This is a genomic window from Paenibacillus glufosinatiresistens (genome assembly GCF_031470375.1).
Classification (GTDB): Bacteria; Bacillota; Bacilli; order Paenibacillales; family Paenibacillaceae; genus Paenibacillus_AQ; species Paenibacillus_AQ glufosinatiresistens.
The window spans coordinates 17,221-42,134 of sequence record NZ_JAVFHT010000019.1 but is presented as its reverse complement, the minus strand read 5'-3'; the positions used below and the strand labels follow the sequence as shown (position 1 = coordinate 42,134).

At 53.9% G+C, this 24,914-nt stretch carries 26 protein-coding genes and 1 other annotated feature; all 26 genes read right to left on the bottom strand.

The annotated features are described in order from the left end of the window. Positions 1 to 69 precede the first annotated feature (69 nt). The 26 genes from rplB to cysE all read right to left on the bottom strand — a co-directional run bounded on the left by rplB (position 70) and on the right by cysE (position 24,853). Positions 70 to 900 (bottom strand): 50S ribosomal protein L2, encoded by an 831-nt coding sequence (rplB, locus tag RBI05_RS16355; RefSeq protein WP_150459837.1) that lies wholly within the window; start codon positions 898 to 900, stop codon positions 70 to 72. Positions 901 to 929: 29 nt separating this feature from the next. After that, positions 930 to 1,223, bottom strand: coding sequence for a 50S ribosomal protein L23 (gene rplW / locus RBI05_RS16350; protein ID WP_150459838.1), 294 nt, complete (start codon positions 1,221 to 1,223; stop codon positions 930 to 932). Continuing rightward, positions 1,223 to 1,846, bottom strand: coding sequence for a 50S ribosomal protein L4 (gene rplD / locus RBI05_RS16345; protein ID WP_150459839.1), 624 nt, complete (start codon positions 1,844 to 1,846; stop codon positions 1,223 to 1,225). Before rplD ends, rplW begins: the two co-directional genes overlap by 1 nt. Positions 1,847 to 1,871: 25 nt before the next feature. After that, positions 1,872 to 2,495, bottom strand: coding sequence for a 50S ribosomal protein L3 (gene rplC, locus RBI05_RS16340; protein ID WP_150459840.1), 624 nt, complete (start codon positions 2,493 to 2,495; stop codon positions 1,872 to 1,874). Between the two features lie 39 nt (positions 2,496 to 2,534). Continuing rightward, the gene (gene rpsJ / locus RBI05_RS16335; protein ID WP_006676490.1) at positions 2,535 to 2,843 is read right to left on the bottom strand and encodes a 30S ribosomal protein S10; all 309 of its coding nucleotides are present in this window, start codon (positions 2,841 to 2,843) and stop codon (positions 2,535 to 2,537) included. A gap of 274 nt (positions 2,844 to 3,117) precedes the next feature. Then, complete coding sequence (tuf, locus tag RBI05_RS16330; RefSeq protein WP_310551858.1) at positions 3,118 to 4,308, bottom strand: elongation factor Tu; 1,191 nt, start codon at positions 4,306 to 4,308, stop codon at positions 3,118 to 3,120. Positions 4,309 to 4,412: 104 nt separating this feature from the next. Next, positions 4,413 to 6,491 carry an elongation factor G gene (gene fusA, locus RBI05_RS16325; protein WP_150459842.1) on the bottom strand — a complete coding sequence of 693 codons (2,079 nt, stop codon included), beginning with the start codon at positions 6,489 to 6,491 and terminating at the stop codon, positions 4,413 to 4,415. 47 nt (positions 6,492 to 6,538) lie between these two features. Beyond that, a complete protein-coding gene (gene rpsG, locus RBI05_RS16320; protein ID WP_150459843.1) occupies positions 6,539 to 7,009 on the bottom strand; it encodes a 30S ribosomal protein S7 in 471 nt (156 codons plus the stop codon). 39 nt (positions 7,010 to 7,048) lie between these two features. After that, entirely contained in the window at positions 7,049 to 7,468 is a 420-nt protein-coding gene (gene rpsL / locus RBI05_RS16315) for a 30S ribosomal protein S12 (RefSeq protein WP_150459844.1), read from the bottom strand. 140 nt (positions 7,469 to 7,608) lie between these two features. Continuing rightward, complete coding sequence (locus tag RBI05_RS16310) at positions 7,609 to 7,860, bottom strand: ribosomal L7Ae/L30e/S12e/Gadd45 family protein (RefSeq protein WP_150459873.1); 252 nt, start codon at positions 7,858 to 7,860, stop codon at positions 7,609 to 7,611. 173 nt (positions 7,861 to 8,033) lie between these two features. Beyond that, a complete protein-coding gene (gene rpoC, locus RBI05_RS16305; RefSeq protein WP_150459845.1) occupies positions 8,034 to 11,648 on the bottom strand; it encodes a DNA-directed RNA polymerase subunit beta' in 3,615 nt (1,204 codons plus the stop codon). A gap of 112 nt (positions 11,649 to 11,760) precedes the next feature. Further along, positions 11,761 to 15,306 (bottom strand): DNA-directed RNA polymerase subunit beta, encoded by a 3,546-nt coding sequence (gene rpoB, locus RBI05_RS16300; RefSeq protein WP_310551857.1) that lies wholly within the window; start codon positions 15,304 to 15,306, stop codon positions 11,761 to 11,763. Between the two features lie 410 nt (positions 15,307 to 15,716). Then, on the bottom strand, positions 15,717 to 16,322 hold the full coding sequence (locus RBI05_RS16295; RefSeq protein ID WP_310551856.1) for a class I SAM-dependent methyltransferase: 606 nt from the start codon (positions 16,320 to 16,322) through the stop codon (positions 15,717 to 15,719). Between the two features lie 93 nt (positions 16,323 to 16,415). After that, entirely contained in the window at positions 16,416 to 16,778 is a 363-nt protein-coding gene (rplL, locus tag RBI05_RS16290) for a 50S ribosomal protein L7/L12 (RefSeq protein WP_150459848.1), read from the bottom strand. A gap of 67 nt (positions 16,779 to 16,845) precedes the next feature. Then, positions 16,846 to 17,349 carry a 50S ribosomal protein L10 gene (gene rplJ / locus RBI05_RS16285; RefSeq protein WP_150459849.1) on the bottom strand — a complete coding sequence of 168 codons (504 nt, stop codon included), beginning with the start codon at positions 17,347 to 17,349 and terminating at the stop codon, positions 16,846 to 16,848. Positions 17,350 to 17,415: 66 nt separating this feature from the next. Further along, positions 17,416 to 17,568: a sequence feature (ribosomal protein L10 leader region), on the bottom strand. A 66-nt stretch (positions 17,569 to 17,634) separates the two neighbouring features. After that, complete coding sequence (gene rplA, locus RBI05_RS16280) at positions 17,635 to 18,327, bottom strand: 50S ribosomal protein L1 (protein ID WP_150459850.1); 693 nt, start codon at positions 18,325 to 18,327, stop codon at positions 17,635 to 17,637. Positions 18,328 to 18,406: 79 nt separating this feature from the next. Continuing rightward, positions 18,407 to 18,832, bottom strand: a complete 426-nt coding sequence (gene rplK / locus RBI05_RS16275) for a 50S ribosomal protein L11 (RefSeq protein ID WP_025691673.1) — start codon at positions 18,830 to 18,832, stop codon at positions 18,407 to 18,409. A gap of 74 nt (positions 18,833 to 18,906) precedes the next feature. After that, positions 18,907 to 19,440 carry a transcription termination/antitermination protein NusG gene (gene nusG / locus RBI05_RS16270; protein WP_150459851.1) on the bottom strand — a complete coding sequence of 178 codons (534 nt, stop codon included), beginning with the start codon at positions 19,438 to 19,440 and terminating at the stop codon, positions 18,907 to 18,909. Positions 19,441 to 19,461: 21 nt separating this feature from the next. Beyond that, positions 19,462 to 19,653, bottom strand: a complete 192-nt coding sequence (gene secE, locus RBI05_RS16265) for a preprotein translocase subunit SecE (protein ID WP_150459852.1) — start codon at positions 19,651 to 19,653, stop codon at positions 19,462 to 19,464. 21 nt (positions 19,654 to 19,674) lie between these two features. Next, the gene (rpmG, locus tag RBI05_RS16260) at positions 19,675 to 19,824 is read right to left on the bottom strand and encodes a 50S ribosomal protein L33 (RefSeq protein WP_081755001.1); all 150 of its coding nucleotides are present in this window, start codon (positions 19,822 to 19,824) and stop codon (positions 19,675 to 19,677) included. Positions 19,825 to 20,203: 379 nt separating this feature from the next. Continuing rightward, positions 20,204 to 20,848, bottom strand: coding sequence for an RNA polymerase sporulation sigma factor SigH (gene sigH / locus RBI05_RS16255; RefSeq protein WP_150459853.1), 645 nt, complete (start codon positions 20,846 to 20,848; stop codon positions 20,204 to 20,206). Positions 20,849 to 21,003: 155 nt separating this feature from the next. Continuing rightward, the gene (locus RBI05_RS16250) at positions 21,004 to 21,525 is read right to left on the bottom strand and encodes an NYN domain-containing protein (RefSeq protein ID WP_150459854.1); all 522 of its coding nucleotides are present in this window, start codon (positions 21,523 to 21,525) and stop codon (positions 21,004 to 21,006) included. A 4-nt stretch (positions 21,526 to 21,529) separates the two neighbouring features. After that, entirely contained in the window at positions 21,530 to 22,288 is a 759-nt protein-coding gene (rlmB, locus tag RBI05_RS16245; RefSeq protein WP_310551855.1) for a 23S rRNA (guanosine(2251)-2'-O)-methyltransferase RlmB, read from the bottom strand. A 4-nt stretch (positions 22,289 to 22,292) separates the two neighbouring features. Next, the gene (locus RBI05_RS16240) at positions 22,293 to 22,721 is read right to left on the bottom strand and encodes a Mini-ribonuclease 3 (RefSeq protein WP_150459856.1); all 429 of its coding nucleotides are present in this window, start codon (positions 22,719 to 22,721) and stop codon (positions 22,293 to 22,295) included. Further along, entirely contained in the window at positions 22,718 to 24,136 is a 1,419-nt protein-coding gene (gene cysS, locus RBI05_RS16235) for a cysteine--tRNA ligase (protein WP_310551854.1), read from the bottom strand. Before cysS ends, RBI05_RS16240 begins: the two co-directional genes overlap by 4 nt. 15 nt (positions 24,137 to 24,151) lie before the next feature. Beyond that, entirely contained in the window at positions 24,152 to 24,853 is a 702-nt protein-coding gene (cysE, locus tag RBI05_RS16230) for a serine O-acetyltransferase (RefSeq protein ID WP_310551853.1), read from the bottom strand. Positions 24,854 to 24,914 lie beyond the last annotated feature (61 nt).

Below are 24,914 nucleotides of genomic sequence, written 5' to 3'. Positions count from 1 at the left end.
ATCCTCCCTTCATGCGTAGTTCAAACCGCGGGCAAGGCGCCTTCCCAAGCTAAGCTCGGGAGAAGCGTCTTATTTCGTGCGGCGACGAACGATATATTTATCAGATGCCTTGTTCTTCTTGCGTGTCTTGTAGCCCAGGGTCGGTTTGCCCCAAGGAGACAGCGGGGATTTACGTCCGATCGGAGCGCGGCCTTCACCACCACCGTGCGGGTGATCGTTCGGGTTCATTACAACACCGCGTACTTCAGGACGTTGTCCCAGCCAGCGGCTGCGTCCGGCTTTACCGATCTTGATCAGTTCGTGGTCTTCATTGCCCACGGAACCGATTGTAGCGCGGCATACGCTCAGGATACGGCGAACTTCACCGGAAGAAAGACGTACGGATACGTACTTTTCTTCTTTACCCAGCAGCTGAGCTTCGGTACCGGCAGCGCGAACCAATTGTCCGCCCTTGCCAGGCTTCAGTTCGATGTTGTGGATAACTGTACCAACAGGAATGTTGGCAAGCGGAAGCGCGTTACCGATTTTGATGTCGGCAGCAGGTCCGGATTCAATCTTATCCCCAACCTTGAGTCCTTTAGGAGCGATGATGTAACGCTTCTCGCCGTCGGCATAGTGGATAAGAGCGATATTCGAGGTACGGTTCGGATCGTATTCGATCGTAGCAACGCTGCCTGGAATGCCATCTTTCGTCCGCTTAAAGTCGATGATGCGGTATTTGCGTTTGTGTCCGCCGCCATGATGGCGAACTGTGATTTTACCTTGGTTATTGCGGCCTGCCGTTTTGCTCAGCGGGGCCAGCAGCGATTTCTCCGGCTTGTCAGTGGTGATCTCCTCGAACGTGGAGACGGACATAGCACGTCTTGCCGGCGAAGTCGGTTTGTACTTTTTGATTGGCACTTGATTTCCCTCCTCGCTTCAGAGATTGATTATTCTACCGCTTCAAAGAATTCGAGCGGCTTGCTGTCCGGGCTCAGCTTCACAATGGCTTTCTTCCACTCCGGAGTGTAACCGGAGTATCTGCCATAGCGTTTCAGCTTCCCAGGCACGCGCATAGTGTTCACATTAACCACTTTAACTTTGAAAATAGCCTCAACGGCCTTCTTGATTTCGGTCTTGTTGGCACGGATGTCTACTTCAAAAGCATATTTCAGCTCGTTCATGTAGTCGGCAGTGCGTTCCGTAATCACCGGACGTTTAATGATATCACGAGGATCTTTCATTACGCGAACACCTCCTCTACCTTGGAAACAGCTTCCTTGGTGATAATCAGTTTGTCGTGCGTCAGCACGTCCAGAACATTGATGCCTTCAGCCGCTACAAACTTCACACCAGGGATGTTGCGTGCGGAAAGAGCTACATTGTCATCGTAGCTAGGAGCAACCACGAGAGCTTTGGAGCCTACTTTCAGGTTGTTCAGAATGGCTACGAACTCTTTCGTCTTCGGCGTGTTAAGCGTCAGAGCATCCAGTACGATGATATCGTTCTCGAGCACTTTGGAAGACAGAGCCGATTTGATAGCCAGACGGCGAACCTTCTTAGGCAGTTTCCAGGAATAGCTGCGCGGTGTCGGTCCGAAAACTACGCCGCCGCCCTTCCACTGTGGAGCACGGATCGAACCCTGACGGGCACGGCCGGTTCCTTTTTGTTTCCAAGGTTTGCGGCCACCGCCGCGAACTTCCGAACGTCCTTTAACCTTGTGCGTTCCACGGCGCAGGGAAGCTCTCTGCAGAAGAACAGCTTCGTTCAGAACGTGGCTGTTAGGCTCTACGCCGAACACCGCATCGTTCAGTTCCACTTCGCCGACTTCATTGCCGCTCATGTTGAACAGTGTTACTTTTGGCATTTCATGTTCCTCCTTTCTTCAATAATTATTTCTTAACGGTTTCTTTAACCTTCACGAAGCTGTTCTTGGCGCCAGGTACAGAACCCTTAACCAGCAGCACATTGCGTTCCACATCAACCTTAACCACTTCGAGCTTCTGAACCGTTACCGTTTCATGACCCATATGTCCCGGAAGATGTTTGCCCTTCGGCACGCGGTTCGCCTGGATGGAACCCATCGAACCCGGTCTTCTGTGGTAACGGGAGCCGTGTGCCATTGGTCCGCGGCTTTGTCCCCAACGCTTAATTACGCCCTGGAATCCTTTACCTTTGGAAATACCGGTTACGTCAACAAATTCGCCTTCGCTGAAAACGTCAGCTTTCAGTTCCTGTCCTACCTCGACGCTGCCGAGGTCAACACCGCGAATTTCGCGAACGTAGCGCTTAGGTGTTGCATTTGCCTTTTTGGCGTGACCTGCTTCCGGTTTGTTGGAGCGTTTCTCCTTCTTATCGGAGAAGCCCAGCTGTACGGCTTCGTAGCCATCCGTAGCGAGGTCTTTCTTTTGCAGTACCACACAAGGTCCAGCTTCGATAACCGTAACCGCGATTACGTTACCTTCCGGAGTGAACACTTGAGTCATACCGAGTTTTTTTCCCAAGATACCTTTCATGTTGACACCTCTTTTCTTTGTACGTTTCTAGGTTATTGATTACAGCTTGATTTCGATATCTACACCGGACGGCAGGTCCAAGCGCATCAAGGCGTCCACCGTTTGCGGCGTCGGGTTCACAATGTCGATCAGACGCTTGTGAGTCCGCATTTCGAACTGCTCACGGGAATCCTTGTACTTGTGTACCGCACGGAGAATAGTAATTACTTGTTTTTCGGTTGGCAGCGGAATCGGCCCGGATACACCTGCACCGGAACGTTTTGCTGTTTCAACAATCTTCTCAGCGGATTGATCAAGAATTCTGTGGTCGTATGCCTTCAGACGGATACGAATTTTTTGCTTTGCCATTTTAGTCCCTCCTTCTATCGCCCAATTTATTATCGGACATACTCCGTGAAAATTTTCTGACCACAGGCTTCATGGCAAAGGAGCCGGGTGTGTCAGTAACCTCTCACATCATCGCAACGTCGCAGAACAACATTCATTATTATATAGAATACTCCCTTCTATTGCAAGCAAAAATCAAAAGAAATCATCAGTTTTCATAAGAAATTAAAAAGAACGGTCTCCGGAGAGACCGTTCTTCATAGCAGGTTTCTTCTTATATAGAAGAAAGCCGTTCTTATTTCTGGATGGAAGCTACAGAACCGGCACCCACTGTACGGCCGCCTTCACGAATGGAGAACTTTGTTCCTTCTTCGATAGCGATCGGAGAGATCAGCGAAACCGTTACTGTGATGTTGTCGCCAGGCATAACCATTTCAGTGCCTTCCGGCAGGTTGATGATGCCTGTTACGTCCGTTGTACGGAAGTAGAACTGCGGACGGTATCCTGTGAAGAAAGGCTTATGACGGCCACCTTCTTCTTTAGTCAGGACGTAGATCTGAGCCGTGAACTCAGTGTGCGGGTTAACGGAGTTCGGCTTGGACAGTACTTGACCGCGTTCGATCTGGTTACGGTCAACACCGCGCAGCAGAGCGCCGATGTTGTCGCCGGCTTGAGCGGAATCCAGCAGTTTACGGAACATTTCAACGCCCGTAACAACGGATTTCTTCTTCTCTTCGCTGATACCAACGATTTCGATTTCGTCGCCCACTTTAACTGTTCCGCGTTCTACACGGCCAGTTGCCACGGTACCGCGGCCAGTGATCGAGAATACGTCTTCGACCGGCATAAGGAAAGGCTTGTCAGTGTCGCGCTCAGGCAGCGGGATGTAAGTGTCGATCGTTTCGAACATTTCAACGATCTTCTGTGCCCATTCGCCATCTGGGTTCTGCAGAGCTTCACGAGCGGAACCGCGAGTGATCGGAGTGTCATCGCCCGGGAATTCGTATTCGTTGAGCAGGTCGCGAACTTCCATTTCAACCAGTTCCAGCAGCTCTTCGTCTTCAACCATGTCGCACTTGTTCAGGAATACAACGATGTAAGGAACGCCTACCTGACGGGACAGCAGGATGTGCTCGCGAGTCTGCGGCATAGGGCCGTCAGCAGCGGATACAACCAGGATAGCGCCGTCCATCTGAGCTGCGCCAGTGATCATGTTCTTAACATAGTCGGCGTGTCCAGGGCAGTCAACGTGTGCGTAGTGACGGTTAGGAGTTTCGTATTCAACGTGAGCTGTGGAGATCGTGATACCGCGCTCGCGCTCTTCTGGAGCCTTATCGATTTGGTCGAATGCTACAGCCGCACCGCCGTACTTCTTGGACAGTACAGTTGTGATTGCAGCAGTCAGAGTGGTTTTGCCATGGTCGACGTGACCGATGGTACCAATGTTAACGTGCGGTTTAGTACGTTCAAACTTAGCCTTTGCCATTTGAACAGTTCCTCCTTAATATGTGTTCTTATATTGGAGCCGTCCGCACAGAGGGTTCTGTGATGACTGATTGGAAGGGTACGGACGGCAAGTCACAACGCTGATTAATCGGTTCCCTTGTTCTTGGTTACGATTTCGTCCGCGATCGACTTCGGAACTTCCTCATAGTGAGAGAGCTCCATCGAGAATACACCACGGCCTTGCGTACCGGAACGCAGGGTTGTCGAGTAACCGAACATTTCGGAGAGCGGCACCTTCGCACGGATAATCTGAGCGCCTGCGCGGGAATCCATACCTTCGATACGGCCGCGGCGGGAGTTCAGCATACCCATAACGTCGCCCATGTACTCCTCGGGAACGGTAACTTCAACCTTCATGATTGGCTCCAGCAGAACAGGTTTACACTTGTCCTTGGCAGCCTTCAGTGCCATCGAACCGGCGATCTTGAACGCCATTTCGTTGGAGTCAACGTCATGGTAGGAACCGTCAACAACGGTAGCCTTAACGTCAACAACCGGGAAGCCGGCGAGAACACCGTTCTTCATCTGCTCTTCAATACCATTGAGGGCAGGCTGAACGTATTCTCTCGGTACGGAACCGCCGACAATCTTGCTGTCGAACTGGTTACCCGAACCCGCTTCCAGCGGTTCGAACTCGACCCATACGTGACCGTACTGGCCGCGTCCGCCGGACTGGCGAACAAACTTACCTTCGACACGTGCTGGCGCTCTGAAAGTCTCACGGTAAGCAACCTGCGGTTTACCCACATTGGTCTCTACCTTAAACTCACGGCGCATCCGGTCGATGATAATATCAAGGTGAAGCTCACCCATACCGGCAAGGATGGTCTGACCTGTCTCTTCGTCTGTATGAGCACGCAGCGTCGGGTCTTCTTCAGTCAGCTTGCCAAGGGCAACGCCCATCTTGTCCTGGTCGGCTTTCGTCTTCGGTTCAACCGCAATTTCGATAACCGGATCCGGGAAGTTCATCGATTCAAGAATAACCGGGTTCTTCTCATCACACAGTGTATCACCTGTGCCGGTGTCTTTCAAACCGACAGCAGCGGCGATGTCGCCGGAATACACTACGGAGATTTCCTGACGGCTGTTGGCGTGCATCTGAAGGATACGGCCGATACGTTCACGCTTGCCTTTAGTGGCATTCAGAACATAAGAACCGGATTCCAGGATACCGGAGTACACGCGGAAGAACGTCAGTTTACCAACATAAGGGTCGGTCATGATCTTGAAGGCGAGTGCGGAGAACGGCTCTTCGTCAGAAGAGTGGCGTTCGGTTTCCGTACCGTCTTCCAGGTGCCCCTTGATCGACGGAATGTCAACCGGCGATGGCAGGTAGTCCACAACCGCGTCCAGCATAAGCTGAACCCCTTTGTTGCGATAGGAAGATCCGCAGATTACCGGGAAGATCTTAACTTCAACTACGCCTTTGCGCAGAGCAGCTTTGATCTCATCGATCGTAATCTCTTCCCCTTCCAGGTATTTCATGGTCAGGTCTTCGTCGAGCTCAGCGACCTTCTCGATCAGTTCGTTGCGCAGTTCTTCCACTTGATCTTTGAACTCGGACGGAACGTCCACAACTTCAATGTCGCGGCCAAGATCGTCTTTGTACATGTGCGCTTTTTGTTCGACAAGGTCGATGATACCGACAAAATCGTTCTCAGCGCCGATCGGCAGTTGAATCGCAACCGCGTTCGCTTGCAGACGCTCACGCATATCCTTAACAACGTTAAGGAAGTCGGCTCCGATAATATCCATCTTGTTTACATATGCGATCCGGGGAACGCCGTAACGGTCAGCCTGTCTCCATACAGTTTCAGACTGAGGTTCCACGCCCTCTTTCGCACTGAAAACACCTACTGCCCCGTCCAATACACGCAGGGAACGTTCAACTTCAACCGTGAAGTCAACGTGCCCCGGGGTATCAATGATATTGACGCGGTGGCCTTTCCAAGCAGCCGTTGTAGCAGCGGAAGTAATCGTGATCCCGCGCTCCTGTTCCTGTTCCATCCAGTCCATTGTCGCAGCGCCTTCGTGAACTTCACCGATCTTGTGCGTACGGCCTGTGTAGAAGAGAATACGTTCGGTCGTCGTGGTTTTGCCGGCGTCAATATGCGCCATGATACCGATGTTGCGTGTATTTTTCAAGGAGAACTCTCTTGCCATGAAATAGATCTCCCTTCAAAATTGAGGTGATTGTTTCGTGCTTAATCCTACCAGCGATAGTGAGCAAACGCTTTGTTCGCTTCAGCCATCTTGTGCGTGTCTTCGCGCTTCTTCACGGATGCGCCCGTATTGTTGGAAGCATCGATGATTTCAGCAGCCAGACGCTCTTCCATCGTCTTCTCTCCGCGGTTGCGGGAGTAGTTAACGAGCCAACGTAATCCCAGGGATGTACGTCTTTCCGGTTTTACTTCGATCGGCACTTGGTAGTTGGCGCCGCCTACACGGCGAGCCTTAACTTCCAGAACCGGCATGATGTTCTTGATGGCGGCCTCGAACACTTCCATAGGATCTTTACCCGTACGCTCTTCAATAAGCTTGAATGCGTTGTACAGAATGCTCTGAGCGACACCTCTCTTACCATCCAGCATAACACGGTTGATCAACCGAGTAACCAGCTTGCTGTTATACACCGGATCAGGCAGCACGTCTCTTTTCGTAACTGGACCTTTGCGTGGCATGGATATCCCCCTTTCTTGATTGTTTACTTATATCGATTCTTATTTCTTAGCTTTAGGACGCTTGGCGCCGTATTTGGAACGGGCCTGCATACGGTTGTTCACGCCTGCTGTATCCAGCGCGCCGCGAACGATGTGATAACGAACACCCGGCAAGTCTTTTACGCGGCCACCGCGAATCAGTACTACGCTGTGCTCCTGCAGGTTGTGTCCGATACCAGGAATGTAAGCCGTCACCTCTACGCGGTTCGTCAGACGAACACGGGCATATTTACGAAGTGCGGAGTTTGGCTTCTTAGGAGTCATAGTGCCTACACGAGTGCAGACGCCACGCTTCTGAGGAGCGCTCAAGTCGGTAGCCTCACGCTTCAGGGCATTGTAACCTCTCTGCAGTGCTGGCGACTTCGATTTGTAAACCTTGGCTTGACGGCCTTTACGGACCAGTTGGTTAATAGTTGGCATTGTTGTGCCACCCCCTTCCTTGAATGATGATCCATTACAAACCAGATTGTTAAGTCCACAGACCCAGGCGGTTCATAAAAGAACAAATGAAAAGTCTTTGATCCAAGGGTTCACCCTTCTCACAAAAACAGTTCCTTACACTATGGTTTTAAGACGGCTGCCATGGCAGCGCCCACTTGAATCCCGCATGCCTTGCCCAGATGCTGCATCGTATCCACGTAAGTCAACTTGACCCCGTGTTTGCTGCAAAGGCTGACAATTCGCGATGTAATCCGTGGATCTCCGTCTTCCGCCACAAATACTTCTGCGGCCTGGCCCAGTTCGACTGCCTTGACGGTCTGCTTGGTGCCAATCTTGATCTGAGCGTTCTGTAATCCGCTATCATCCGTCATCATAAAGGTTCCTCCATTATGAATAAATAATAAGGGATACTCACGCACCTTGGATATATTATCATTACCTCATATCCGATGTCAAGAAGTTCTCCAAAAAACTTAGGCTATCAGTTCATCATGCCGGGTGACAGGCATCCGGCATGATTCTTCTGATAGTGTCAACAATCCGCTTATTCAGCCGGTACGGTCTCCAGAGCTTCGGAATCGCTCTCTTCGCCATCCGGTGTCGTAAGCTTGACGTTGCGGTAGCGATTCATGCCGGTACCGGCCGGAATCAGCTTGCCGATGATAACATTTTCTTTCAGGCCAAGCAGCTGGTCGACTTTGCCCTTGATCGCGGCATCGGTCAGGACACGCGTTGTCTCCTGGAACGATGCTGCCGACAGGAAGGAGTCGGTCTCCAGCGAAGCCTTGGTAATACCGAGCAGGACCGGTTTGGCCACTGCCGGCTCTTTGCCGGCGAGAATAGCCTCCTTGTTGGCTGCTTCATATTCATGAATATCGGCAAATGCGCCCGGCAGCAGGTTGGTGTCGCCGGCGTCGATAATCCGGATCTTGCGCAGCATCTGCTTGATCATAACCTCGACGTGCTTGTCGTTGATTTCTACGCCTTGGTTCCGGTATACGCGCTGAACTTCCTGAAGGATATAGTTCTGCACGCCGCGGATGCCCTTGATGCGCAGCATTTCCTTCGGATCGATCGAACCGTCTGTCAGTTCGTCGCCCGCTTCGATCTCCTGGCCTTCGCTTACGCGCAGACGGGAGCCGTACGTGATGGAGTAGACCTTGCTCTCCGCTTCGCCCTGAACCTCGATCTCGCGGCGATCCTTGGCTTCACGGATTTCCTTGACTACGCCGTCAATCTCACTGATGGTAGCCTGACCTTTCGGATTCCGGGCTTCAAAGAGCTCCTGAATACGCGGCAGACCTTGTGTGATGTCGTCTCCGGCAACGCCCCCGGTATGGAACGTACGCATGGTAAGCTGGGTTCCCGGTTCCCCGATGGACTGGGCGGCGATAATGCCGACCGCTTCCCCGATCTCTACATGCTTGCCGGTCGCCAGATTGCGGCCATAGCACTTCTTGCAGACGCCATGACGGGCGCGGCAGCTCAGAACCGAACGGATCTGCAGCTTGGCAACTCCCGCATTGACGATTTCTTCCGCCTTGTCAGAGTCGATGAGATCATTGCGATGAACAATAATCTCTCCCGTCTCCGGATGACGGACTGTTTCAAAGGAGTAACGCCCTTCGATACGGTCGTACAGATCCTCGATAACTTCCTTACCGTCTTGAATGCGGCTGACCGTGAAGCCCTTATCGGTTCCGCAGTCTTCCTCGCGCACGATAACGTCCTGTGCAACGTCAACGAGACGGCGGGTCAAGTAACCCGAGTCCGCTGTACGAAGCGCTGTATCCGCCAGACCTTTACGGGCACCGTGCGTCGAAATGAAGTATTCCAAGACGGTAAGGCCTTCACGGAAGTTCGCCTTGATCGGCAGCTCGAAGATTCGGCCCGACGGCGTCGCCATCAGTCCGCGCATACCGCCCAGCTGGGTAATCTGCGATTTGTTACCGCGAGCCTTGGAGTCGACCATCAGCATGATGGAGTTGAACCGGTCCATGGATTTCATCAGGACGTTCGTAAGATCGTCCTTGGTCTTCGACCAGATTTCGATAACGCGGTCATACCGTTCTTCGTTCGTAATCAGACCACGGCGGTACTGATTGGCGACGACTTCGACCTTCTTCTCGGATTCATGCAGGATTTCCTTCTTCTCTTCCGGTACAATAACGTCCGATACCGCGATCGTAACGCCTGCACGGGTGGAGTAAGTGAACCCAAGCTGCTTGATTTTGTCGAGAATAATCGACGTCTGGGTCGTATGGTAAATCTCGAAGCAACGGGCGATAATGGTGCCCAGGTACTCCTTGCCGACCGCACCCGGAACCGGAAGCTCATTCATGCGTTCCAGCACGTTGGCTCCCTTGTCATAGATGAAGTATTTATCCGGCGTACCCTGCAGCAGGTTCTCTTTGGTTGCTTCGTTGATGTAAGGGAACGATTCCGGGAAGATTTCGTTGAAGATAATCTTGCCCACCGTCGTAACGAGCAGAGCTTTCTGCTGTGCTTCCGTGAAATTCGTCTTCCCGAGCGCCTTGACCGGAATGGCCACGCGTGCATGAAGACCGGCAGTTCCGCGCTGGTAAGCGGAGACGGCTTCATTGACGGAGCCGAGAATCATGCCGCTGCCCTTTTCTTCCTTGTTGTCCATGGTCAGATAGAATGAACCAAGCACCATGTCCTGGGAAGGGGTAACGACCGGCTTGCCGTCTTTCGGGTTCAAAATGTTGCCGGATGCCAGCATCAGAATGCGGGCTTCCGCCTGCGCTTCCGCCGAGAGCGGAACGTGAACGGCCATCTGGTCACCGTCGAAGTCAGCGTTATACGCTGTACATACGAGCGGGTGAAGACGAATGGCGTGTCCTTCTACCAGGATCGGCTCAAACGCCTGGATGCCCAGACGGTGCAGCGTGGGGGCACGGTTCAGGAGAACCGGATGTTCCTTGATCACTTCTTCCAGAACGTCCCACACTTCCGGACTTACCCGTTCCACTTTGCGCTTGGCGCTCTTGATGTTGTGGGCCAGACCCTTGTTGACCAGTTCCTTCATGACGAACGGCTTGAACAGCTCAAGCGCCATTTTCTTCGGCAGACCGCACTGGTACATCTTCAGATAAGGTCCGACAACGATAACGGAACGTCCCGAGTAGTCGACGCGCTTGCCGAGCAGGTTCTGACGGAAACGACCCTGTTTGCCCTTCAGCATATGGCTGAGGGATTTCAGCGGACGGTTGCCCGGACCTGTTACCGGACGGCCGCGGCGGCCGTTGTCGATCAATGCGTCGACAGCTTCCTGAAGCATGCGTTTCTCATTCTGAACGATAATGTCCGGAGCGCCGAGATCCAGCAGTCTCTTCAGACGGTTGTTGCGGTTGATAACGCGGCGGTACAGATCGTTCAGGTCGGAGGTTGCAAAACGTCCGCCGTCCAGCTGCACCATCGGACGAAGTTCCGGCGGAATAACCGGCAGCACGTCCATGATCATCCACTCCGGCTTGTTGCCGGAATTGCGGAAGGCCTCAATGACTTCCAGACGCTTGATCGCACGGTTGCGGCGCTGGCCTTGTGCCGTGCGCAGCTCTTCCTTCAAGAACTCCAGTTCCTTGTCGATATCCAGATCCTGAAGCAGCTTCTTGACCGCTTCCGCGCCCATGCTTGCCTGGAAGGCATAGCCGTATTTCTCGCGGTAGCTGCGGTATTCCTTCTCGGAGAGCAGCTGTTTCTTCTCCAGAGGCGTATCACCCGGATCGGTTACCACATAGGAAGCGAAGTAAATGATCTCTTCCAGGGAACGCGGAGACATATCCAGCGCCAGACCCATGCGGCTCGGGATGCCTTTGAAATACCAGATATGCGATACCGGAGCTGCCAGCTCGATGTGGCCCATGCGCTCGCGGCGAACCTTTGCCCGGGTAACTTCAACGCCGCAGCGGTCGCAGACGACCCCTTTATAACGGACACGCTTGTACTTGCCGCAATGACATTCCCAGTCCTTTTGGGGTCCGAAAATGCGTTCGCAGAACAGGCCTTCCTTCTCCGGCTTAAGCGTCCGGTAGTTGATCGTTTCCGGTTTCTTCACTTCTCCGCGGGACCAAGAACGAATCTTCTCCGGGGAGGCCAGGCCGATTTTCATGAATTCAAAGTTGTTGACGTCCAACAAGGAGCAACCCTCCTTAACCTCATCCTGATTTGGTGCCGCGACAGCCCCCCGCCGTATGCCGAATCAGCTACAGCGAGGGGCCTCACGGACCATGTGATATTAAAAGATATGCTTATTCGATTCCGACTTCCGCGCCTTCCAGATTGAGACTCAGCTTGTCATTCGTTGCTTCATCTTCATCGTCAAGTTCCTTCATCTCGATCTCCTGCTCGTCGCCGCTGAGGATTTTGACATCCATGCCGAGCGATTGCAGTTCCTTGATGAGTACCTTGAACGATTCCGGAACGCCCGGTTCAGGCACATTCTCGCCTTTGACGATCGACTCATAGGTCTTCACGCGGCCCACCACATCGTCAGATTTGACGGTGAGGATTTCTTGCAGCGTGTAGGCGGCGCCGTAGGCTTCAAGCGCCCACACTTCCATTTCCCCGAAGCGCTGTCCGCCGAACTGCGCCTTACCGCCCAGCGGCTGCTGGGTAACGAGCGAGTACGGGCCGGTAGAACGGGCATGGATTTTATCGTCGACCATGTGCGCCAGCTTGATCATGTGCATGACGCCGACCGTTACTTCGCGTTCAAAACGCTCTCCGGTCCGGCCGTCATACAGGATGGTCTTGCCGTTGCGCTGCATGCCGGCTTCTTCCATCGTATCGAAGACGTCATACTCGCGCGCGCCGTCAAATACCGGCGTTGCGACATGAATGCCGAGCTGCAGGGCAGCCATACCGATATGAACTTCAAGCACCTGTCCGATGTTCATACGCGATGGTACGCCCAGCGGGTTGAGCACAACCTGTACCGGCGTGCCGTCCGGAAGGAACGGCATATCTTCTTCAGGCAGAATACGGGCAACGACACCCTTGTTGCCGTGTCGTCCGGCCATCTTGTCGCCTTCGGAAATTTTACGTTTCTGGGCAATGTATACACGCACCAGCTGGTTAACGCCCGGAGGCAGCTCATCGCCGTTCTCACGGGTGAATACCTTGACGTCTACAATGATGCCGTCACTGCCGTGCGGTACGCGCAGGGACGTATCGCGCACTTCGCGAGCCTTCTCGCCGAAGATGGCATGCAGCAGGCGCTCTTCCGCCGTCAGCTCAGTTACGCCCTTAGGCGTCACTTTACCGACCAGGATGTCGCCAGCGCTGATCTCGGCGCCGATGCGGATAATACCGCGCTCATCGAGATTGCGGAGCGCTTCTTCGCCCACGTTAGGAATATCGCGGGTAATTTCTTCCGGTCCAAGCTTCGTATCACGGGCTTCGGATTCATACTCCTCGATGTGAATCGAAGTGTAGACATCTTCCTTCACCAGCTTCTCGCTCAGCAGGATCGCATCTTCATAGTTGTAGCCTTCCCATGTCATGAACGCAACGACTACGTTGCGGCCAAGCGCCAATTCGCCCATTTCTGTGGAAGGACCGTCCGCCAGGATATCCCCCTTCTTAACCACTTCTCCGCGCTTGACGATCGGACGCTGGTTAATGCAGGTACCTTGGTTAGAACGCATGAATTTGTGTAATTTATACTTAACAATATCGCCTTTAACTTCTTTACCGTCGACGGTTTCGACGCGGCGCAGCCAAATTTCATTAGCCGACGAGCGTTCGATAATCCCGTCGTATTTGGATACAATACATACGCCGGAATCCTTGGCCGATTTATGCTCCATACCGGTGCCGACAAGCGGCGCCTTCGGAATCAGCAGCGGAACTGCCTGGCGCTGCATGTTGGAACCCATAAGCGCGCGGTTGGAGTCATCGTTCTCCAGGAACGGAATCAGCGCCGTAGCGACCGACACGACCTGTTTCGGAGAAACGTCCATGTAATCCACCCGGTTGCTCGGCATCGTCGTGATGTTGTCGGACAGCTTGTTGTAACGAACGATAACCATTTCGTCCACAAAGTTGCCTTCTTCCGTCAGCTCGGCGTTTGCCTGGGCGATCACATAGTTATCCTCTTCATCAGCGGTCATATAATGAATCTGATCCGTTACTTTGCCCGTCTTCGGATCCACCCAGCGATACGGAGCTTCAATAAATCCGTATTCGTTGATCCGGGCAAACGTCGACAGGGAGTTGATCAGACCGATGTTCGGGCCTTCAGGCGTTTCAATTGGACACATACGGCCGTAATGACTGTGATGGACGTCGCGCACTTCAAAGCCCGCGCGTTCGCGAGTCAGACCGCCCGGACCCAGTGCGGAGAGACGCCGTTTGTGGGTCAGCTCGGCAAGCGGGTTCGTCTGGTCCATGAACTGGGACAGCTGCGAGCTGCCGAAGAACTCTTTGATCGAAGCGATAACCGGACGAATGTTGATCAGCGCCTGCGGCGTGATGGCATTCGCGTCCTGAATCGACATTCTCTCGCGGACGACACGCTCCATGCGGGACAGACCGATGCGGAATTGATTCTGCAGCAGTTCGCCCACCGAACGCAGACGCCGGTTGCCGAGGTGGTCAATATCATCCGTATTGCCGATGCCGTGCAGCAGATTGATGAAATAACTGATCGACGAAATGATATCGGCCGGAGTAATATGCTTGACCGCCTTGTCGATATTGCCGTTGGCTATCAGTTTGACAACACGGCCTTCCTCGATTGGAGAGAAGACTTCAATCGTCTGAAGCGGAATGTCTTCGCTGTCCAGAACCCCGCCGGTAACGCGGTAAGTCTTGGCGGCCAATTCCTTCTCGAAATAAGGAATGAGCTCATCCAGCAGACGGCGGTCCACCATCTGGCCGGTCTCGGCGACAATCTCGCCTGTAGCCGTGTCCACAAGCGGCTGAGCCAGGCGCTGGTTGAACAGACGGTTCTTGATGTGGAGCTTCTTGTTGATCTTGTACCGGCCTACATTGGCCAGATCATAACGCTTAGGATCAAAGAAACGGGCCACGAGCAAGCTCTTGGCGTTATCCAGAGTCGGCGGCTCGCCCGGGCGAAGACGTTCATAAATCTCGATCAGCGCCTTCTCCGTGGAATCCGTATTGTCTTTGTCCAGCGTGTTGCGGATATATTCATCATTGCCAAGGAGATCCAGAATCTCGGCATCGCTGCCGAATCCGAGTGCGCGCAGCAGCACCGTTACCGGGATTTTGCGCGTGCGGTCGATGCGGACATACATAATGTCTTTGGCATCGGTCTCCAGCTCGAGCCAGGCTCCGCGGTTCGGGATAACCGTAGCGGTGTAAGTCTTCTTGGCATTCTTGTCGACCTTTGTGCTGAAATAGACGCTGGGAGAGCGAACCAACTGGCTGACAATAACCCGTTCCGCACCGTTGATAATGAACGTGCCGGTCTCCGTCATCAGCGGGAAATCCCCCATGAACACTTCCTGTTCCTTGACCTCGCCGGTCTCCTTGTTGATGAGCCGCACCTTTACCCGAAGCGGCGCCGCATACGTAACATCCCGCTCTTTGGCGTCGTCAACCGTATACTTCGGTTCACCCAGGCTGTAATCAATGAACTCCAGCACCAGATTCCCGGTGAAATCCTGGATCGGCGAGATGTCCTGGAACATTTCACGCAATCCTTCCTCCAAAAACCAATCGTACGATTTTTGTTGGATTTCAATCAGGTTCGGGACTTCGAGCACCTCGTTAATTCTTGCATAGCTTCGCCGAGTGCGTCGACCATACTGAACAAGATGTCCTGCCAACTTTACTCACCCCTCATGTCTACTCACTTAAAAATTGATTGCGAACCCTTGTTTGGAACCGTATAATGGAACCATACCTGCAGGATTCATCCATAAATAAAGAAAAGCCCTTATCGAATACTTTCGAAAAAAGAGCGCATTTATCCATGGTAGCTAGAACTCCCTACCAGTAGATTTGCCCAAAACGTACATATTATACGTCCACAAGCCCCGGTTTATACCTGCCGCACGCCTCCTCCCTCGTCAAATGCTTTCCAGAGAGCCGCGATCCGCCTGCATAATTTCACCGCCGGCATGCGCTTTGCCGGTCGATTTTCGACACTTGACATTTCAGCAAACTAAAGACAAAGAGCCTATCTTAATACTGACATTTTATAATAATACCATTCTCTCTTTGTGCTGTCAACACATCATTCCGATTTCCGTACCGCTTTCAGAATCCGGTAGCCCTTGTCCTTGCCGATCTCTTCCACTTCTCCGAACAGACTCTCGATCTTCGCGGCCGCCGAGGGCGCCCCTTGTTTCTTCTGAATGACTACCCATAGCGAACCATTCGGGCGCAGCTGATGATAGGCCTCTTCGAAGATGCGGTGCACCACCGCTTTGCCTGCCCGAATCGGCGGGTTGGTCAGAATACAATCAAAGGTACGGTCCATAACCGCAGCGAGTCCATCGCTCTCCTCGACCTGCACATTCCGGATCCCATTCGCCGCGGCATTCTCCCGCGCCAGTTCCACAGCCCGGCTGTTGATGTCAATCATCGTTACTTTGCCTTGCGGAGCCAGATGGGCGGCTGTTAATCCAATAGGGCCATAGCCGCATCCGACATCCAGAATTTCGCCGTCCGCCGGAATTTCCATAGCCTCGATAAGTGCCCGGCTTCCGTAATCGATATCCCCTTTGGAGAATACGCCGGCATCGCTCGTGAACCGAAACCGCCTGCCTCTCAGCGTCGCTTCAAGGGTACGACGATTATGGGCGACATCCGGCTTTTGCGAGTAATAATGCTGGGACAATGCTGATCCCCCTTCCCGTTATAAAACAAACCCCTTGAACAGGTTCAAGGGGTTTGCAGGAGTCCGGGGAGTTCCCCCGGTGCCGGAAAATTATTACTTCACTTCTACAGTAGCGCCGGCTTCTTCCAGCTTGGCCTTCGTAGCGTCGGCGTCTTCTTTGCCTACCTTTTCCTTGATCGGCTTCGGAGCGTTGTCTACCAGATCCTTAGCTTCTTTCAGGCCCAGACCTGTGATTTCGCGAACTACCTTGATAACGTTGATCTTCGATGCGCCAGCGTTAGTCAGGATTACGTCGAATTCAGTCTGTTCTTCTTCAACAGCGGCAGCAGCGCCTCCGCCCATTACAACCGGAGCTGCGGCAGTTACGCCGAATTCTTCTTCGATTGCCTTAACCAGGTCGTTCAGTTCAAGGACGCTCATGCCCTTGATTTCTTCCAAAATTGTTTCTTTGCTCATGAGTTAAACCTCCATTTTATAATAAAATTTTAGTGGGTTGTGCTGGAATCAAACGGCAAGCGGCTGATTAAGCGCTTTGCTCGTTCTTGTCGGCGACAGCCTTGACGGCCAGCGCGAAGTTGCGCATTGGAGCCTGAAGAACGCTAAGCAGCATGGAGAGCAGACCTTCGCGGGAAGGAAGCTCGGCCAGTGCCTTGATCTGTTCGGGACCAACTACACGTCCTTCTACAACGCCGCCTTTCAGCTTGAGCGCGTCGTTCTTCTTGGCGAAATCATTCAAAATCTTGGCCGGAGCCACGGCATCCGTCGTGCTGAACGCTACAGCGGTCGGACCGCTCAGGACTTCGTCCAGTTCGCTCAGTTCCGCCGCAGCCGTCGCGCGGCGCAGCAGCGTGTTCTTCAGCACTTGGAATTCAACGCCGGCTTCGCGAAGCTGCTTGCGCAGCTCGGTAACCTGCGCTACGTTCAATCCGCGGTAGTCAGCAACCACTGTTGTCAGGCTGTTTTGCAGCTTGCCAACAACGACATCAACCGCTTCTTGCTTAGCTTGGATCACTTTTGCATTTGCCAATGTATACACCTCCTGAAAATTGTTGAGACGGCCGATTCCGCTGCCGGAATCTCTGGCCGAACCTACGCAGGCATTAGAAAAGCCTCCGCAGAATCACGAAGGCTTGATAAAATCGAAGGCTGCCGTACGGCGGCAGCGCCTCTCATTTCTATCACAACACCTCGGTAGGAAATTAAGCTTCGCAGCACCTACTGTCTACGGTAAGCATATTCGAATTTTAAGAAAATCCGTAGTTCGCACAACTGTTATAGATTAGCAGAGTTCCTCCGAAGAGTCAACCCCTGATTATCTGTAAGAAGCTGTGTTCACGCGGGCGCTTGGTCCCATAGTCGAGGAGACAGCGATGCCCTTCAGGTATACACCCTTGGCAGCAGCCGGCTTCGCCCGGTTCAGAGCGTCAATCAGCGCCTTCAGATTCTCGTTCAGTTGAGCAGCTTCAAAAGACACTTTGCCGATTGGCGCGTGAATTTGGCCTGCTTTGTCCAGACGGTATTCGATCTTACCGGCCTTGATTTCTTGAACGGCCTTGGCAACATCAAATGTAACCGTGCCGGCTTTAGGGTTAGGCATGAGGCCTTTACCGCCGAGCAGACGGCCCAGTTTACCGACTTCGCTCATCATATCAGGTGTCGCTACGCAGACATCGAACTCGAACCAGCCCTGCTGGATCTTCGTGATCATGTCCTGATCGCCCACATAGTCAGCGCCGGCAGCTTCCGCTTCCTTCGCCTTATCACCTTTTGCAAATACCAGCACGCGCTGCGTTTTGCCTGTGCCGTGAGGCAGGACAACGACGCCGCGAACGGCCTGGTCTTGTTTACGAGGGTCTACACCAAGACGAACTGCAACTTCAACGGTCTCGTCGAACTTGGCAGTTGCGGCTTTCTTCACAAGCTCTACAGCTTCTGAAGGCTCGTAAGTCGCTTCGCTGTCAATCAGCTTGGCGGCTTCAACGTACTTCTTGCCGTGTTTAGCCATTATAATGTTCCTCCTTTGTGGTATTAGCGGAATGTCCTCCCACATATTGCGGCCGGATGGCCGGTTGAACAAGGACGGATTAGTCCTCGATCGTGATGCCCATGCTGCGGGCAGTACCTTCGACCATACGCATAGCAGCTTCAACGGAAGCAGCGTTCAGGTCAGGCATTTTTTGCTCAGCGATTTCACGCACTGCGGCGCGGTTCAGCTTGGCAACTTTCTTCTTGTTCGGTTCGCCGGAGCCCTTTTCTACCTTCGCAGCGATGCGGAGCAGAACGGCAGCCGGAGGAGTTTTGGTGATGAACGTGAACGAACGGTCTTCAAATACCGTAATTTCAACCGGGATGATCAGGCCAGCCTGGTCAGCGGTACGGGCGTTGAATTCCTTACAGAATGCCATGATGTTGACACCTGCTTGTCCAAGCGCCGGACCTACTGGAGGCGCAGGATTCGCTTTCCCTGCAGGAATCTGCAGTTTCACCATTTTAATAACTTTCTTAGCCATGAGTGACACCTCCTTGCGTAAGTAGTGGTATTCGGACGCTTAACGCATCCTCCCACAAGAAACCCTTGCGTGGGCTATATTTTCTCCACTTGAGTGAAATCCAACTCCAGCGGGGTTTCCCGACCAAACATATTCACATGAACCTTGATCTTGCTCTTGTCAGCCAAAATTTCTTCCACGGAGCCCACGAAATTCGCGAAAGGACCAACCATGATGCGTACGGATTCCTTGATCTCAAAGTCGATCTTCGGTTTCGGTTCCGACATACCCATATGCTTCAGGATCTGATCAACCTCTTCCGGAAGCAGCGCGGTCGGTTTCGAACCGGAGCCCGTTGAACCCACAAAGCCCGTAACGCCCGGCGTGTTGCGCACTACATACCAGGAATCATCCGTCTGGATCATCTCCACCAGGACATATCCGGGGTAAACCTTGCGCATGACCGTCTTTTTCTTGCCATCCTTGTTCACCAGTTCTTCTTCCATCGGAACAAGAACCCGGAAGATTTTGTCTTCCATGCCCATGGACTCAACGCGTTTTTCCAAATTGGCTTTGACTTTGTTCTCATACCCGGAATAGGTATGAACGACGTACCATCTTTTTTCCATATCAAGCCACCTGGGACCTCTCTAAATAATCCATTCGATCACAGCGGAAATACCGATGTCCAGAACCCAGAAGTAAATGGCGACCACCGTGATAGTACCCAGTACGATCAGCGAATAGTTGGTCAGCTCTTTACGGTTGGGCCATCGAACCTTCTTAAGTTCAGTCCAGCTCTCAGTGAAAAAGGAAAACAAAGACTTAAAACTGCGTTTCACGCCGACTACACCTCCAACAGACTATCTGGTTTCACGATGAGGAGTTTGCGCGTTGCAAAACTTGCAAAACTTCTTCAACTCCATGCGGTCGGGATGATTACGCTTGTTCTTGGTCGTCGCGTAGTTTCTTTGCTTGCAGCTTGTGCAAGCCAGAGTGATAATTACCCGCATGATTACACCTCCCGATTCGTTCCTCCGGCATGCCGAAGAACGCAAATATTGATCCTTGCCTGCAAACTGCGGTTCGGCTTCTCTCCAGCACCGCTAGAAGGCTGTCATAGACGGCTTTCTGTACAATGCTGAAAAAGGCCTCTGCCGTCTTTCGTGGATGGCATCCGAAAATTTAGGCCTACCCAAAACACTTTATCACAGTGCGAAGCTCCATGTCAACGCAAGAGTTGCCTGTTTCCTGGAGATTCCGCACCTTTCTCCGGCGCCGCCCAAGTCTTCGTCTCTTCCTTCTTCGATCCGCTGTGTACGAGTGATAGTATGGACCGAATCCATCAAAAAAAGACCCGTAAACCGAGTCTTCTTCCCGTTCATTATATCATTAATTGTCCCGAACTTCCAGATAGCGTTCCAATTTCCGCTTCACCCGCTGAAGCGCGTTGTCAATCGACTTCACATGCCGCTTCAGATCCTCGGCGATTTCCTGATAGGAGCGCCCGTCGAGATACAGCATAAGCACCTTGCGTTCCAGATCGCTGAGAATCTCCGCCATCTTGTCTTCGAGCCCGATGAACTCTTCCTGATTGATAATCAGCTCCTCGGGGTCCAGCACCTGCGAGCCGCAGATCACGTCCATGAGCGTCCGGTCTGAATCCTCGTCATAGATCGGTTTGTCGAGCGATACATAGGAGTTCAGCGGAATATGCTTCTGTCGGGTCGCGGTCTTGATGGCCGTGATAATCTGGCGGGTAATGCACAGCTCCGCAAAAGCCTTGAAGGAAGAAAGCTTGTCTCCCTTGAAATCGCGAATGGCCTTATAAAGACCGATCATGCCTTCCTGTACAATGTCTTCGCGGTCCGCGCCAATCAGGAAATAAGAACGGGCTTTGGCACGCACGAAATTACGGTACTTGTTGATCAAGTGTTCCAATGCGCCGCCGTCGCCGTCCCGGACGGCATCGACAAGGTCCTCATCGCTTATGAAATCATACTCGGACAGCATTAATTCCTTGAGGTCGACACTCACCAAGAATCCCCCCGGCTGCAACGCAAGACACATCGTCACTTCGCGAAATATACGAACAGTATATATTATGTTACCTTACACCGTCAACAAGACTTTGCCCAAAAACAATCATCAATAGCATAATATGACAATTGTTGCTTTTTGGTGAATTTTATCTACTGCCGTCTCCACTTCTCCAGCTTGCGGCGGATGTCGGCCGGCAGCTTTTGTTCCAGAGAGTGCCGGGAGAAATTTGTCCGGTCGGGGTCGATCGCCTGCTGAATTTCGCGCTGGTTCTCCTCGACCTCCACTTTAAGCTCGCGCGCCGACAGGCGCAGCGCCCCTTGGGCGAAGACTACATGCTGTTCGGTAAGATCGCTGGTCGCCACATAGATCTGGCGGCGCCGGTGGCTGAGTTCCCCCACCAGCCGCTCAATGCACTCGTCGGCCGTCTCCTTCTCCTTGGTGAAATACACTTCTACCTTGCCTTGGACAAAAGAGCGCCCCAGGCCGGGGACCCGGTAAGCGTCAAATACGGCAATCACCCGCCGGCCGGAGTAAGCCTGGTAATCGGCCAGCAGATCCAGCAGCCGGTCGCGCGCTTCCTGCATGCCTTCCTGGGCCAGGGCCGTCAGCTCCGGCCAGCCGCCGATCATATTGTAGCCGTCCACCAGCAGCACATCGCGCCAGTCCGCCATCGCGCTAGCCGCGCCGGCGACGAAGCACTTCGTACATGACGACGCCTGCGGCCACGGAAGCGTTCAGCGAGTTGATCCGGCCGCTCATCGGGAGTTTCAGCAGAACGTCGCACTTCTCGCGGATCAGCCGGCCCATTCCCTTCTGCTCATTGCCAATGACGACTGCCACGGGTCCGGTGAAGATATCCGAACCGAACAAGTCCTGATCAGTATCCACATCAGTGCCGACAATCCACACGCCCAGCTCCTTCAGTCGGTCAATGGTCTGTCCCAAGTTGGTAACCCGGGCCACCGGCACATATTCCACCGCGCCCGCCGAAGTACGGGAGACCGTCGCCGTAATCTGGGCCGAACGGCGCTTGGGTACGATAACCCCGTGAACGCCCGTGCAGTCGGCTGTCCGCAGAATCGAACCCAGGTTGTGCGGGTCTTCGATCTCGTCCAGCAGCAGCAGAAACGGCGGCTCGCCCTTGGCCTCAGCGGCGGCGAGCATATCCTCGACTGTCGAGTAGGCGAACGGAGCCGCCTGCGCGACTACGCCCTGATGCTGCAGCCCGGGCGCAAGCTGATCCAGCTTCCGCTTGTCGACATGCTGAACGATGACTCCGGCTTGGCGGGCTTCCGCCAGAATCGGCGCGGTCAGGTGCTTCTGGGCCGTCTCCGCGATCCAGATTTTGTTGAGGGTCCGGCCTGCGCGCAGCGCTTCCAGCACGGAGTGCTTGCCGGCCAGAATCTCCTCTTCGCTCTTGAATTCTTCTGTCATCTTGTTATTCCCTCCGGTTCTGTTGTTCCATATACGCAATGCCTCTATGAATTAATTCTTCCAGCCGCTCCTGTCTTCCCATGTAATACAAGTAGCCAATCAATGTCTCAAAAGCCGTGGCATGCCGGTATTCCAGCACATCCGCATTCTTCGGAATGGTGCCTGATTTGGCATTGCGTCCCTGCCGCACTTTGTCGCGCTCTTCCTCAGTAAGCTCCGGCTCCAGGAGAGTCAGCATTCGGGACTGCGCCTTGGCGGATACGTATCCGGTCGAACTGCGGTGCAGATGATGCGGCTTCAGGTTCGGCTGCGAGACCATATACTGCCGAATCGCCACCTCGTACACCGCATCTCCGACATAAGCCAGCACGATAGGCGGGATCAGGTTCACCGGCTTGGATGGAGGATAGGGGAACCAGCCCGGACCGCTCATTTGCGCTTCCACCGCACGCCCTGCGGCGTGTCTTCCAGAACGATGCCCATCGCCGCAAGCTGGTCGCGGATCTCATCGGAGCGCGCCCAGTTCTTCGTCTTCCGGGCTTCCGTCCGCTCCTCGATCAACCGCTCGATCTCCTCGTCCGCGCCTTCCTCGGCGGCCGGCTCCGCCACGATGCGCAGTACGCGGTTCATCGTATCAAAGGCATCCGCCAGCGCTTTCAGATCGGCGGCGCTCACTTCCGTCTCCGCCAGAATGCGGTTGACGAGCGCTACCCAATCGAACATCGCGGTAACGGCGTCCGGCGTATTGAAGTCATCCTGCATCTTCTCATGGTATCGGCCGACAATAGCCGTGAGCGAAGCCGTCAGCTCATCGCTGGCCGTTCCGGCGGCTGCGGCCTCCGGTCCTCCGGCCAGTTCCAGACGGTGGCGGAGGTTGCCGGCAGCCGTAGCGATGCGTTCGGCGCTCTTCTCGGCCGAGCTCAGCGCCTCTTCGGTGAAGTTCAGCGGATTGCGGTAGTGCGAGGAGAGCATGAAGTAGCGGATCGCGCCCGCCTTGTACCGCTCCCGGATGTCCTTGACGAGCAGCCCGTTGCCGAGCGACTTCGACATTTTCTCATCGCCGATGTTCAGAAAAGCGTTGTGCATCCAGTAATTCGACAAAGGCTTGCCGGTCAGCGCCTCGCTCTGCGCGCACTCGCACTCATGATGCGGGAACTGGAGATCGACTCCGCCTCCGTGAATATCAATCGTGTCTCCCAGGAACTCCCGCGCCATGGCGGAGCATTCGATGTGCCAGCCGGGCCGGCCCTTGCCCCAAGGGCTGTCCCAGGCAATCTCGCCGGGCTTCGCAGCCTTCCAGAGCACGAAGTCCTCCGGATTCTCCTTGCGCGCGTCCACTTCGATCCGGATGCCGAATTGCAGCTTGTCGAGCTGCTGGCCGGACAGCTTGCCGTAATCGGCAAACTTGGCGGTGCGGTAGAAGACATCGCCGCCTTTTTCGTAGGCATATCCCCGCTCTTCCAGCTCCCGGATGAAATCAATGATCAGCGGCATACTCTGGGTCACCCGCGGATTCTGCGTCGCCGGGCGAACGCCGAGACCCTCCGCATCCTCCAGGTAAGCCTGGATGAACCGTTCGGCCACTTCCGGCACCGTCAGCTCCATCTCCTCGGCCTTGCGAATCAGCTTGTCGTCCACATCCGTGAAGTTCGTAATGTACACCACTTCATAGCCGATCTGTTCCAGATAGCTTCGCACTACATCGAACACAATCATGGGTCTGGCGTTGCCGATATGAATATAGCCGTATACCGTCGGGCCGCACACATACATTTTGACCTTGCCTTCCGTCTGCGGAATGAAGGGTTCCTTGTGCCTCGACATCGTGTTGTAGATTAGCATGACCATTCTATTCAATCCTTTCTAAATCTCGTAATCCCCCTGATGATCGCCAAAAACCTGCTCGCTCTCCAGCCGCCGTTGCTCCCGCTGCCGTTCATCCGTTCCGAGCTGTTCCCGCAGCTCCTCGATCTCTCTCTGCAGAAAACGCAGCGAGTCGATGAACGGATCGGGCAGCTTCGTGTGGTCCAGCCGGTCGCTCACCCGCTCGCCGTTGCGCTTGACAATCCGTCCCGGGTTGCCGACTACAGTGCTGTTCGGAGGAACCTCGCGCAGCACGACGGCATTGGACCCGACATTGCTGTTGTCGCCGATCCGGAACGAACCGAGCACCTTCGCGCCCGATCCGATGACGACATTATTGCCGACGGTAGGATGGCGCTTGCCCTTCTCCTTGCCCGTGCCTCCCAGCGTGACGCCTTGGTAGATCACGACATCGTCGCCAATCTCGCAGGTCTCGCCGATGACAATCCCCATTCCGTGGTCGATGAACAGGCGCTTTCCGATGACGGCGCCGGGATGTATCTCGATGCCGGTCATGAACCGGCTGAACTGGGAGACCATCCGGGCCAGCGTGTAGCGCCGTTTCCGGTACAGAACATGTGCAATCCGGTGACACCAGATCGCATGGAGGCCGGCATAGGTGAAGATCACCTCGAACCGGCTGCGCGCCGCCGGATCATTGTCCAGCACCGCCCGGATATCGCTCTTCATCTCCTTCAACATCACGAATCCCCTCTTCATGACTATTCAGGTTATCTGGCGGTACGGCCGCCGGGCCCATTGG

Bases quoted from the DNA above. Each gene is read 5' to 3' on its own strand.
- rpsL (WP_150459844.1), bottom strand. From the start codon at position 7,468: ATGCCAACTATTAACCAACTGGTCCGTAAAGGCCGTCAAGCCAAGGTT.
- rplC (WP_150459840.1), bottom strand. From the start codon at position 2,495: ATGAAAGGTATCTTGGGAAAAAAACTCGGTATGACTCAAGTGTTCACT.
- nusG (WP_150459851.1), bottom strand. From the start codon at position 19,440: ATGGAAAAAAGATGGTACGTCGTTCATACCTATTCCGGGTATGAGAAC.
- RBI05_RS16310 (WP_150459873.1), bottom strand. From the start codon at position 7,860: ATGACGGATGATAGCGGATTACAGAACGCTCAGATCAAGATTGGCACC.
- rpsG (WP_150459843.1), bottom strand. From the start codon at position 7,009: ATGCCACGCAAAGGTCCAGTTACGAAAAGAGACGTGCTGCCTGATCCG.
- rplD (WP_150459839.1), bottom strand. From the start codon at position 1,846: ATGCCAAAAGTAACACTGTTCAACATGAGCGGCAATGAAGTCGGCGAA.
- rlmB (WP_310551855.1), bottom strand. From the start codon at position 22,288: ATGACAGAAGAATTCAAGAGCGAAGAGGAGATTCTGGCCGGCAAGCAC.
- rplK (WP_025691673.1), bottom strand. From the start codon at position 18,832: ATGGCTAAGAAAGTTATTAAAATGGTGAAACTGCAGATTCCTGCAGGG.
- rplL (WP_150459848.1), bottom strand. From the start codon at position 16,778: ATGAGCAAAGAAACAATTTTGGAAGAAATCAAGGGCATGAGCGTCCTT.
- RBI05_RS16240 (WP_150459856.1), bottom strand. From the start codon at position 22,721: ATGAGCGGTCCGGGCTGGTTCCCCTATCCTCCATCCAAGCCGGTGAAC.
- fusA (WP_150459842.1), bottom strand. From the start codon at position 6,491: ATGGCAAGAGAGTTCTCCTTGAAAAATACACGCAACATCGGTATCATG.
- rplW (WP_150459838.1), bottom strand. From the start codon at position 1,223: ATGAAAGATCCTCGTGATATCATTAAACGTCCGGTGATTACGGAACGC.
- rpmG (WP_081755001.1), bottom strand. From the start codon at position 19,824: ATGCGGGTAATTATCACTCTGGCTTGCACAAGCTGCAAGCAAAGAAAC.
- cysE (WP_310551853.1), bottom strand. From the start codon at position 24,853: ATGTTGAAGGAGATGAAGAGCGATATCCGGGCGGTGCTGGACAATGAT.
- tuf (WP_310551858.1), bottom strand. From the start codon at position 4,308: ATGGCAAAGGCTAAGTTTGAACGTACTAAACCGCACGTTAACATTGGT.
- rplA (WP_150459850.1), bottom strand. From the start codon at position 18,327: ATGGCTAAACACGGCAAGAAGTACGTTGAAGCCGCCAAGCTGATTGAC.
- rpsJ (WP_006676490.1), bottom strand. From the start codon at position 2,843: ATGGCAAAGCAAAAAATTCGTATCCGTCTGAAGGCATACGACCACAGA.
- cysS (WP_310551854.1), bottom strand. From the start codon at position 24,136: ATGGTCATGCTAATCTACAACACGATGTCGAGGCACAAGGAACCCTTC.
- RBI05_RS16250 (WP_150459854.1), bottom strand. From the start codon at position 21,525: ATGGCGGACTGGCGCGATGTGCTGCTGGTGGACGGCTACAATATGATC.